Raw genomic sequence first — 11,753 nt, 5'->3', positions numbered from 1 at the left:
GGGGGATAGTATTCAAGGCTCCCCAAGCCGCTCAAACACGCAAAAAACACCGAGAAAGATACAAGAAACTTTGAGCGGTGCATTGCGCAATAGTCTCCTAGAGGATCAATTGACAGAACGTAAAAAGACCACTAGAAGAGGGTTTCATAAGCCTCTCCTAGTGGTCTTATCTATTTGTAGTGGCAGTTTAGTTTTGCTTATCTTCAGACTTGAAGACTTGGAATGCCTGTTGACGAGGCGGACGACGACGCTCACGTCCCTCCTCGTCCTTGAAACGGAAGCGATCGCTAGGCCATAGTGTCTGTCCCTTCTTGTGCTTACTCTCACCTATACGTTCGCTTTGACTGCTGCTTGGCTTGCGTTCAGAGGTAGATTGGCCACGGCTTGGTCTGTCTGACCTAAACCGACCTGTCTTCTGCTCTTCTCCTCTAGGCTTAGCGCTTCTAGGCGGACGCTCTGAGCGATCCTCTCTTTGTCGCTGAGTAGTGCCCGAGGTCGTTTCTCTCTGTTTGGGGAAGCGTGGCTCACGGGGGCGGCTCTTGTAGTCCTCTCGTTTGCCAGAGAATAGTTCGTAGCCACGCAGCTCGCACTCAAGTGATCCGTTCATTAGCTCCACTCGTCTGTTCTGTCTTAGGCCAATGTGGTCGAAGTGTTCTGTCTTATAGGCTATGATCCAAGCCGTACAGCCTGAGAAGTTGTGCTTGAGCCGCTCCCCAATCATAGCATATAGAGCCTCAGGATCCGTCAGGCGAAGCCGCTCTCCATAGGGTGGATTCATCACGATAAGCGCTGGTTCCGTGGGTTGAGGGCGCTCCTGAAGAGGCATTACATCTAGCTCTACGTATCGACCAACGCCAGCACGTGCTACGTTTCGCTTGGCAACCTCGATCGCATGAGGCAGAATATCCGAGCCATAGATGCGGTGTGTAAACTCTCGCTCGTCACTATCATCGTTGTAGAGGGCGTCAAAGAGTGCCGCATCATAGTCTAGCCAGCGCTCGAAGGCGAAACCTGAGCGATAGATACCGGGTGCTATGTTGCGAGCGATAAGAGCTGCCTCTATGAGGAATGTCCCCGAGCCACACATTGGGTCGATCAGATTCGTTTCTCCCTGCCAGCCAGCCATCAGTAGGATACCTGCGGCCAAGACTTCATTGATCGGAGCATCAGTCTGCACCGCACGGTAGCCACGCTTGTGCAAACTCTCGCCTGAGCTATCGAGAGAGAGCGTTACCTCTCTATTAGCGATGTGTACGTTGAGGTAAATATCGGGATTGTCTAGACGGACAGACGGACGTGTACCGTCTTTGGCTCGGAAAAAGTCTACGATAGCATCTTTACACCGGTAGCCTACATATTTACTATGCGTGAAGTCGTCGGAGTAAACGGTCGTATCGACCGAGAAGGTCTGCCGCCCCGTCATGATAGTCGTCCAGTCAAATCGGCTAAGCGCCTCGTAAAGCTCGTCTGGGTTGCTAGCTTTGAAGGTGTAGACGGGTTTGAGGATACGTAGAGCCGTACGCAAGCGAAGATTAGCCTTGTACAACATTGCTTTGTCCCCTACGAAGGAAACCATACGTCGCCCGATCTCAATGTCCGTGGCGCCTAATTCTTGTATTTCTTTGGCCAATACTTCCTCCAGCGAGTGGAGTGTCTTGGCAATCATTCTAAACTGATAACCCATTAAATTATCTTACAAATTCAACAAATACCATTAAGGTGCTTCGACCTTACCTCCCCAGTGTTTTTTCAAAAAACTGTGAATCCCGATCTTTTTACTTAGTCCATGTAAACTATACCACAGTTTACGATAAGTATTATAAACAGCCCAACGCCAACGAGAAGATTCCGAAACAATAGGAAGTACTTGCTTGTAGTAAATAGAGTTTGTCAACTCTCTATGAGCGTTATGTCCAATGTGCTCAAAAATACTATAAATAAACCCACTATCCTCTATAGCATTATCTATAACCCGAGCTTCATTTTTGAAGTCTTCAAAAATCTTAATAATCGATTTTGAGTAGGTTATAGGACCTGTAATGCGATAGACCCCCATAGTACCAACGCCGTGCTTGAAAACATTATACGAATCAATATTTTTGAGTACATCTATAACAACAGACCGCAAAAACGGATGACCAGCTACAGCACAAATCTGAAATTGTTGATACTCCCCCCTCGGAAGTGAATCCAATAGTTCGGCGTGCATGCCAGCACCAGCATGCTTGCTGCTTGGGGAGTTATCCCAATGACAAAGAATATATTTGTCTTGAGTATGTATTATCTCATTTAATGGCCTTGAAACTGATGATTTAAGATCTAAATAAACACCTCCTTTTTTGTATATCAGTAGGTAACGGAAAAGGTCTGCACGTGCCGCCCCATACTTAGACTCAATACGCTTATAGTATTCCAAAACTTTTGCTCCATATTCTTCCCGAATAAAATCTTCCATAGTTATGTTATCAAAGAACGTATAGCTCCACGTAGGATTGATTTGTTTCAAATAGGCAATGTTTTCGACAACCATAGGATGAAGTTCATCTCTATTTTTGCCAACCTGATAAATTACTTTGGGGATACTAAGCCCTTGAGGTATAACGGGAATCAAAGATTCATAATACGAATTGGAAAGATTCATATCAACGAGGGAGGAAGAAAGGATTTATTATCAATTGAAGTATAATGACACGACTAGATCCCCAGCTCGGTGCGGATTTGTGCGATCTTGTCTAGGCAAGCCTGCTGAGCAGCAGGAAGCTCCTCTAGCATATTGACATCACCACGCACACCGATGTAGAACTTGATCTTAGGCTCTGTGCCAGAGGGGCGGATAGATACCTTGGTGCCGTCCTCCGTCTTGTACTGTAGCACATTGCTTGTCGTGGGCATATCTAGGCTGAATACCTCGCCCTTGTCGATCCAACGCCCCTCAAGCTTGGCATAGTCAAGGACTTCTACTACACGGCTACCGCCCAGTGTAGCCATTGGGTTTTCACGATAGTTCTTCATCATTGCCTCGATCTCCTCGGCTCCGCTCTTACCCTTGCGCACGACACTGATGCCCTGCTCCTTGTATAGACCGTACTCTAGGTAGATCTGCTGTAGTAGTTGGTAGACCGTGAGCCCCTTGTCTAGGGCCCAAGCCGCCATCTCACAGAACATGGCGCATGCCGATACCGAGCTCTTATCACGAATAAAGTCTTCTCTTAGGTAACCATAGCTCTCCTCGCCACCACCAATGTAGTTCATCTTGCCTTCATTTTTGCGGATTACATCTGCAATCCACTTGAAACCCGTGTAGCAGTCGAACATAGGTACTTCATTCTTGTCTGCAATAGCCTTGATTAGCTCAGTGGTTACGATAGTCTTGACTACATAGTCCTTGGGCGAGAGGGTACCAGCCTGCTTACGCTGAGCGATAGCGTAGTAGGTGAGCATAGCACACATATCATTGCCATTGACCAGCACCATCTTGCCTTCGTTGTCACGCACGGCAGCCCCTAGACGGTCTGCGTCTGGGTCTGAGGCCAAAACAATATCTGCCCCCGTTTCCTCGGCCTTGCGAATAGCCATCTCTAGAGCCGCTGGCTCCTCGGGGTTGGGTGAGTGCACTGTTGGGAAGTCGCCACTTACCACATCTTGCTCGGGTACATTGATGATGTTCTCGAAGCCAATAGCACGGAGCGTGCGTGGGATCATCTCTACTCCTGTTCCGTGGATAGGCGTGTAGACGATTTTGAGGTCTTTGTGGCGTGCTACCGAGTCCTTGGCGAGGCATAGCCCTGCTACACGCTCTACGAACTTCTTGTCCATCTCCTCACCAAGTAGCTCTATGAGGCTCTCGTTGGGAGTAAACTTGATATCCTCTACGCGGCGAATCTTATTGACTTCGGCGATGATATTGTTGTCATGTGGGGCGATGATCTGTGCGCCATCGCTCCAATAGGCCTTGTAGCCGTTGTATTCCTTGGGGTTGTGGCTGGCTGTGATCATAACACCACTCTGACAGCCGAGTTCTCGGATTGCGAAGGATACCTCAGGCGTAGGGCGCAGGCTCTCGAAGAGATAAACCTTGATGCCATTGGCCGAGAAAATCTCAGCTGTGATACGTGCGAATAGCGGACTATTGTTGCGGCAGTCGTGCCCAATAGCCACCGAAATCTGTGGCAAGTGAGAGAACTCCTGCTTGAGGTAGTTGGCTAGCCCCTGAGTAGCTGCGCCCACTGTGTAGCGGTTCATGCGGTTGGAGCCTACACCCATGATGCCACGCAGACCACCTGTACCAAACTCTAGATCCTTATAGAAAGCCTCGATGAGGTCCGTAGTGTCTTCATTGGCGAGCAACGCCTCTACCATTTGGCGAGTTGCTTCGTCGTAGCTAGGTGCTAGCCAGCTCTGAGCCTTGGCTCTTACCTGCAAGAGCAATTCATTCTGTTCCATCTCTTATCTATGATATTATAGTTGATATTGTCTACACATACCCTGCAAAGGTACTAATACTAACACAATACAGAAATATTGGTGTATAAGCTCTACGAATAAAAACAATATCAGTTAGATCACAGACCAACACAACGCACTACAAGACAAGGCCTCCCAGCCTATCCAATCAATTCAGGAGTAAAGAGAGAGGCGATGCACCAAGGGTTGTCCCTCGATACACCGCCTCTGTTTCATACGCCAGAGTAGAACTAGAACTCGTAGCTAACCGAGCAAGTAAAGCCTCTGCCGGGAGAGGGGATATAGCCCGTCGTATTTACCGAGGTAACGTAGTACTCCTGATCGGTGAGATTGTTGGCATTGAGCTGAATCTTCCAGTGGCTGTACTGGTAGCTCACTAGGGCATTGAGTAGCGTATAGGCGGGGAAGACAAATTGATTGGAAGCATCGGCATACACCTTGTCCGAATACTCTACTCCGAGTCCTAGACGGAACTTGCTCTCTGCTCCCAAAGGACGTGAGTAAAAAGACCAAAGGTTAGCTGTATGCATCGGGATACGATCGAGGAACTTACCAGCCAGCTTATTGGCATAGTCACTATTCTCAAACGCATATTTCTCGCTCTTGGCTATAGTCAGCCCATACGCACCCATAAACTCTAGGCTCTTGGCGGGCTTGAAGGTAAGGTCTAGCTCTGCCCCCATAGAGCTAGCACGACCGATCTGTCCCGACACATTCTTGTTGTCTTTTTTTCCAAGATTGGCAACCATATTCTCCTTGATAATATAGAAGCCTGCAAGGTTGGCCTCTAGCATACGTCCCAGCTGTAGGCGTGCCCCAGCCTCGTACTGGATAGCGCTCTCTGGAGAAAAGATGTCGCTATTACCGGGCTTAATCTCATTGCCTCGACTATCTAGATAGATGCGGTTGTCTTGTGGCTGCGTACGAGTGGGTTTGAAGAAGTTGGACACTGACGCATAGACATTGAGCTCCTTGCTAATATCATACAGCAAGCCAAGGCGATAGGTAAAGGCTAGATAGTTGGTTCGGAATACATCACCCTTGCTTAGAATGGTCTTGTCGTCCGTTTTCGCCATCTGGAAGGAGCGATTATAGACATCAAGGCGTAGTCCTGCAAGTGCAGCCAGTTTCCCCCAGCGCATATAGTCTTGCACGTATAGACCATTGAGCAGCTCACTCTGGATACGTTGCCCCGTGTACTGAGGGTCGAGACTACCCTGATTGAGTATGGGGCGATCCACAGAAACGAAGGCGTCCTTGCCTGCACCAGTTAGCTTCAGGCCTTGAAAGCGTGGCATATCTGTATATGTAAGTGCGTATCCAAAGAGTAGGTTATGTTGCGTTTGTCCCGAAGTGATCTTACCCGTGAGCTCAAGTTGGTTCTGCAGGATTTTGGTCTGATAGTCAAAAGCAAAATATCCTCTCTTCACCTTATCAAGATCCATGTACACCTTTTCATTATTTTGACCAATCTTGTAGTATTTGGTAGGCGTAGAAGACTCCTGATACATGAGGTCCTCGGTCTGGAAATATCGGACATCGTCGTGGAAGTAAGAGGCATACTCGGTAAGCTCCCATGATCCCCCTAGCTTGGATTGCCATTTGAGCGAAGTCGTCAGGTTTTTGTGCCCTAGATGGTCGATGGGGTCGCCATAGTGGGTGCGTCTATCTCCTCCAAGAGGCGCATCGCCACGCTTGTAGAGCAGCTTGTTGGTTTGGGCATCGTAGATATCGGCAGGCATATGTGGTCGCCCGGGATCTCCCTTGTACATATCTTCGTTAGCCAGCAGCATCAGGCTTAGCTCATTGCGTGGGTTTACTTTGTAGTTGAGCGACAGATGCCCATTGACGAAGCGATCTTGCGTGTGGCGCCACCCCTCGCTGTAACCCGTGCCGAAGTCGGTGCGGAAGGTTAGGCCCTCGGTGATACGTCCGCCCGCACCTGCCTCTAGCTGGTAGGTTCCCCAGCTACCATACGATGCACGCGCATTGACACGAGTCGCCTCTGTGGGTTTCTTACGAATGACATTGATGACACCGCCAAGGGCATTGTGACCTACTGTCATTGACGAAGCACCACGGATCACCTCAATACGCTCTACTGAGGCTAGAGAGGTAGAGGGAGCCGAGCTGTACCAAGCATGACGGTCATCTCTCATGCCATCGTTGAGCACAACGACATTGGAGAAGCCTCGCATATAGAAGCGTTGGAACGCACCATAGGTGTGCATTGAACGCATATTAGGGACATGCTTAGTGGCTTGAACAAGGTTGTTGAGGTTGAACTCCTGTAGCTGACCTCTTGTAATAGCCGTCATAGAAACAGGGATTTCACGTTGTGGAGCAGGGATCTTGCTAGTACTTGCTAGAGGTATATTTCTCTGAGCTTGTACCAAAACCTCATCTAGATGCTGAATACTATCCAAATGGGTACTAGAGCCTTGGGCATATCCCACCAGAGGAAGAGCCAAGCACCCGAAAAAGAGGAATTGTTTTTTCATAAAGTTAAAATTTTGATTGAACACTGCAAAGATAGCCTATTTAAATTATGTTTCTACAATGGCGACAATACTGACCATTAAGGCCCAAGAAGAGCCCTCAGCCAAACCTAGTCTATAATTTATATTTTCGCTCAAATTTCAGAATGTTAATGAGAAACTTAGGGTAGGGAGGGCTAAAGGAGGATACGCTTAGTATTTGCCCCCTAGAAGGCTCTAGATTGAGTTCGACCTCGTTTGGGCACTTAGCTCCAGCCGAATGAAAACAGCCGCTTAAAACGCATCTTTTTAGATGTCTAATAATCAAATAGATAAAATCACATTTAGGACTATTTTATCTAGGCGAAGAGCAAATTTCAGAATTTCTTCCCATCAATCTATTCGAATTGGTGGACATACCTTGGAGGATTAGCCCACCAATCCGAAAAGAACTTCCCATTAATCTTCCCGAATTGCTTTGCGAACCTTTATAAATAGCTCCCATACTTTCTAAAATCTAAGCGTAATTCCTTTACATTCCTTAACTAAAAAGGTAGAGGAGTGGAGGCCTAAAATCAAGTTGATTGGGTGTGGAGAAATAACCTCTGGCGGTTATAAGCTCGTATTGACTTCATATTAAATCTTAGATTCGTTCAGTTGAGGGCTCTTCTTGGGCTTTAATGGTCAGTATTGTCGCCATTATACAAACATATTAAAATGAGCTATCTTTGCTAGGCTATAAAAAGGATATTAGACAATGACTCCCTTCGTACACTTACACGTACATTCTCAATACTCGTTACTAGACGGACAAGCCTCGATAGCAGGCCTTGTAGACAAGGCTATGAAAGATGGAATGCCGGGCATAGCATTGACTGACCATGGTGCTATGTTTGGGATTAAGGAGTTCTACAACTACGTTCAGAAGAAAAACTCCGACACGCAGAAATCCATCAAAAAAATCAAGCAGGAGCTCTCGGCTATGAAGGCTCTAGAGACCCCTACACCAGACGATATCAAGCTCATTGAGGAGCTAGAGGTTTCCCTTGCGGCGACTGAGCAGAAGCTATTCAAGCCAATCCTCGGGTGCGAGGCCTACTGCGCTCGTCGTCGCCGCTTCGACAAAGACGCCAATGCTCAAGACCCCTACAAGCCAAGTCGCTCGGTCGATAGTAGTGGCTGGCACTTGGTACTACTGGCCAAGAATCTGACGGGCTACAAGAACCTCATCAAGATGGTTTCGCACTCGTGGACGGAAGGCTACTACTACCGCCCACGTATCGACAAGGAGCTACTCGAGAAGTATCACGAGGGTATCATCGTTTCCTCGGCTTGTCTGGGCGGTGAAATCCCTCAGCACATTATGAATGGGCGTATTGATGAGGCGGAGAAGAGTATCCTGTGGTTCAAAGAGCTATTCGGAGAGGACTTCTATCTAGAAATACAGCGACACAAAACGGATAACCCTCTAGGTAATAGCTCTGTCTACGAGGAGCAGGTCAAGGTCAATAGCGTCATTCTAGAGCTGGGAGAAAGGCTTGGTGTACCTGTCATAGCAACCAATGATGTACACTTTACCAACGAAGAGGACGCCGAGGCCCACGACAGACTGATCTGCCTAAGCACGGGCAAAGACCTCAACGACCCCAAGCGTATGCGCTACTCCAAGCAGGAGTGGCTCAAGACGACAGCGGAGATGAACCAAATCTTTGCCGATGTGCCAGAGACTCTAGCACGTACCAAGGATATTCTAGACAAGGTAGAGTTCTACAGCATCGACCACGAGGCTCTGATGCCTGACTTCCCGATCCCCGACGGCTTCGAGGATGCCAATGCCTATCTGCGTCATCTAACTTATATAGGAGCAGAGCGTAAGTATGGTCAGGAAGGGCTGACAAATGAAGTGCGAGAACGCATAGACTTCGAGCTAGACACGATTAAGAACATGGGTTTCCCCGGTTACTTCCTTATCGTACAGGACTTCATTGCAGCGGCACGTGCTATGGGGGTATTTGTTGGGCCGGGGCGTGGCTCTGCTGCTGGTTCTGCTGTGGCCTATTGCCTCAATATCACTGATATCGATCCAATCAAATATGACCTCCTATTCGAGCGATTTCTCAATCCCGACCGTATCTCTATGCCCGATATTGATATTGACTTCGACGATGACGGCCGAGGCGATATTCTCAAATGGGTGACAGAGAAGTATGGCAAAGATCGCGTGGCGCATATCATCACCTACGGCACTATGGCCACTAAGAGTAGCATCAAAGACGTGGCACGTGTACAGCGTCTGCCGCTCTCTGAGAGTGATCGACTAGCCAAGCTCGTGCCCGACAAGATACCAGGAGTGAAGAAAGTGACCCTAAAGGAAGCTATCGAGTATGTTCCCGAGCTGAAGAAGGCCTCTCTTAGCTCGAACCCTATTGAGTTCGACACGCTCAAATATGCCCAGATGCTTGAGGGTAATGTACGCAATACAGGCGTGCATGCTTGCGGAATCATTATCGGCAAGACGGATATCAGTGACATTGTGCCCATCAGCACTGCCAGCGACAAGGCCACTGGTGAGGAGCTACTCGTGACGCAGTACGAGGGCTCTGTGATTGAGGAAACGGGGCTCATCAAGATGGACTTCCTTGGGCTTAAAACCCTCTCAATCCTCAAGGAGGCACTACTCAACATTAAGAAACGGCACGACATAGAGATAGACATCGATCGTATTCCTCTTGACGATGCCAAGACCTATCAGCTCTATAGCGACGGCAAGACGGTTGGGACCTTTCAGTTCGAGTCGGCTGGTATGCAGAAGTATCTGCGTGACCTACAGCCCACGACCTTTGAGGACTTGATTGCGATGAATGCGCTCTATCGCCCCGGCCCTATGGAGTATATCCCTGACTTCGTCAATCGTAAGCATGGACGCTCGGCGATTACCTACGACTTGCCTTGTATGGAGCGTTATCTCAAGGACACCTACGGTATCACGGTCTATCAGGAGCAGGTCATGTTGCTCTCACGTGAGATCGCAGGCTTTACTCGAGGCGAGTCGGATAACCTGCGCAAGGCGATGGGTAAGAAGCTGGAGGATAAGATGGCAGCCCTAAGGACTAAGTTCCTCGAGGGAGGTAAAGTCAACGGCCACCCCACCGACAAGCTCGAGAAGATTTGGGCAGACTGGGCTAAGTTCGCCAGCTATGCCTTCAACAAGAGCCACGCCACCTGCTACAGCTGGGTCGCCTATCAGACGGCTTACCTCAAGGCCAACTACCCGAGCGAATATATGGCAGGTGCCCTAAGCCGCAACCTCAACAATATCTCCGAAATTACCAAGCTTATGGACGAGTGTAAGTCCATGGGCATCAAAGTACTCGTGCCAGATATCAATGAGTCGGATCAGAAATTCTCCGTTAATAAGTACGGACATATTCGCTTCGGCCTAAGTGCTATCAAGGGTGTGAGTACGTCAGCGGTGGACAACATCATTAGAGAGAGAGAGGAGCACGGCCCCTACAAGGATATCTATGACTTCATGGAGCGCATCGACCTCTCGTCTTGCAACAAGAAAACGCTTGAGAGCCTCATCTTCTCTGGGGCATTCGATAGCTTTGGCATCGAGCGAGAGGCCTATATAGAGCCTCAGTCCGAGGCCAAAGATGAGCACTTCCTTGCAGCCCTAGTACGCTACGGAGGGCTCGTACAGGAGGAGCGACACCTACAGGCCAATTCGCTCTTTGGCGATGATGACGAAGGTATGCAGATCCCTAAGCCTATGCCTCCGACACTCTCCGACGGCTATAGTGAGCTTGAGAGATTAGGTAGAGAGCGAGATTTGGTGGGGCTATATCTTTCGTCCAACCCACTCGCTCCATATCGTGTGATCCTAGAGCACTACTGCAATGTATCTACTCTCGATCTGGCGGACATAGATTTGCTTGGCGAGGGACGCAGACTGCTTTTCGGCGGTGTGGTGTCACGGGTATATAAAGGGGTAACTAAGAAAGGGGCTAATTATGGCAGGCTGACTATCGAAGATACGATGGGTACGACTGAGTTTGCACTTTTCGGGCAGAGCTACATTAACCAAGCTAATTTCTTCCAAGAGGGCCTATTCGTACTCATTCACGCCACCGTACAGGCTCGCCCATATAACCCTAGCGAGCTGGAGATGCAGGTGCAGAAAATCGAGCTGCTCAACGAGGTGTATGACCGCATCGTCGAGCAGGTAGAGGTAACCATCCCAGTAAATAAACTCGACGAAACGCTCGTAGAGGAGCTATCCCAGCTCCTAGCGAACAATACAGGTAAGGCAATGTTATCAATAAAGGTTGCGGACCCTATACAAGGTATGGAAATCAACTTTGCCTACGACAGACAGATGGTAGGGGCAACGAACGAATTACTCGACTTCTGCCTACAGCATGAGCTAGGATTCTCTGTTCGCTAGGCACCGAGCAAGATCATTTACTAATCAAACATATTTAATTAAGATTATGGCACTACAAATCACAGATCAGAACTTCGAGGCTCTAGTAGCCGAGGGTAAGCCACTAGTTGTAGACTTCTGGGCTACATGGTGCGGTCCTTGCCAAATGGTTGGGCCAATCATCGACGAGTTATCGTCTGAGTACGCAGGCAAAGCCAATATCGGCAAGTGCGATGTAGACGCTAATAGCGATCTACCCGGTCGTTTCGGCGTTCGCAACATTCCTACAGTTCTATTCTTCAAGAATGGCGAACTCGTAGACAAGCTCGTAGGCGCACAGAGTAAGGACGCTTACAAGCAGAAGATCGACGGACTGCTCTAATAGA

The 11,753-nt window shown here is 48.6% G+C and carries 6 protein-coding genes; 2 read left to right on the top strand and 4 right to left on the bottom strand.

Going from position 1 to position 11,753, the window contains the following annotated elements:
* Positions 1–187 precede the first annotated feature (187 nt).
* From HQ41_RS01025 to HQ41_RS01010, 4 genes are all read right to left on the bottom strand, one after another.
* Positions 188–1,684: a class I SAM-dependent RNA methyltransferase gene (locus tag HQ41_RS01025; protein ID WP_044186712.1), complete on the bottom strand. Its 1,497-nt coding sequence runs from the start codon at positions 1,682–1,684 to the stop codon at positions 188–190.
* 30 nt (positions 1,685–1,714) lie between these two features.
* Positions 1,715–2,641, bottom strand: coding sequence for a glycosyltransferase family 32 protein (locus HQ41_RS01020; protein WP_081964705.1), 927 nt, complete (start codon positions 2,639–2,641; stop codon positions 1,715–1,717).
* 53 nt (positions 2,642–2,694) lie between these two features.
* On the bottom strand, positions 2,695–4,443 hold the full coding sequence (locus HQ41_RS01015; protein WP_044186709.1) for a phospho-sugar mutase: 1,749 nt from the start codon (positions 4,441–4,443) through the stop codon (positions 2,695–2,697).
* Between the two features lie 251 nt (positions 4,444–4,694).
* On the bottom strand, positions 4,695–6,965 hold the full coding sequence (locus tag HQ41_RS01010; RefSeq protein ID WP_044186706.1) for a TonB-dependent siderophore receptor: 2,271 nt from the start codon (positions 6,963–6,965) through the stop codon (positions 4,695–4,697).
* A 733-nt stretch (positions 6,966–7,698) separates the two neighbouring features.
* Here HQ41_RS01010 and dnaE point away from each other — a divergent pair.
* Together dnaE and trxA are read left to right on the top strand one after the other, a co-directional pair.
* Positions 7,699–11,388, top strand: coding sequence for a DNA polymerase III subunit alpha (gene dnaE, locus HQ41_RS01005; protein ID WP_044186702.1), 3,690 nt, complete (start codon positions 7,699–7,701; stop codon positions 11,386–11,388).
* Positions 11,389–11,434: 46 nt separating this feature from the next.
* Positions 11,435–11,749 carry a thioredoxin gene (gene trxA / locus HQ41_RS01000; RefSeq protein ID WP_044186699.1) on the top strand — a complete coding sequence of 105 codons (315 nt, stop codon included), beginning with the start codon at positions 11,435–11,437 and terminating at the stop codon, positions 11,747–11,749.
* Positions 11,750–11,753 lie beyond the last annotated feature (4 nt).

Origin of the sequence: Porphyromonas sp. COT-290 OH860, assembly GCF_000768935.1 — a bacterium.
Lineage (GTDB): Bacteria > Bacteroidota > Bacteroidia > Bacteroidales > Porphyromonadaceae > Porphyromonas.
The sequence above is the reverse complement of the archived record's forward strand: the minus strand, read 5'-3'. Positions and strand labels throughout refer to the sequence as shown.

Coding starts and splice junctions, on each gene's coding strand:
- HQ41_RS01025 (WP_044186712.1), bottom strand. CDS start 1,684: ATGGGTTATCAGTTTAGAATGATTGCCAAGACACTCCACTCGCTGGAG.
- HQ41_RS01020 (WP_081964705.1), bottom strand. CDS start 2,641: ATGAATCTTTCCAATTCGTATTATGAATCTTTGATTCCCGTTATACCT.
- HQ41_RS01015 (WP_044186709.1), bottom strand. CDS start 4,443: ATGGAACAGAATGAATTGCTCTTGCAGGTAAGAGCCAAGGCTCAGAGC.
- HQ41_RS01010 (WP_044186706.1), bottom strand. CDS start 6,965: ATGAAAAAACAATTCCTCTTTTTCGGGTGCTTGGCTCTTCCTCTGGTG.
- dnaE (WP_044186702.1), top strand. CDS start 7,699: ATGACTCCCTTCGTACACTTACACGTACATTCTCAATACTCGTTACTA.
- trxA (WP_044186699.1), top strand. CDS start 11,435: ATGGCACTACAAATCACAGATCAGAACTTCGAGGCTCTAGTAGCCGAG.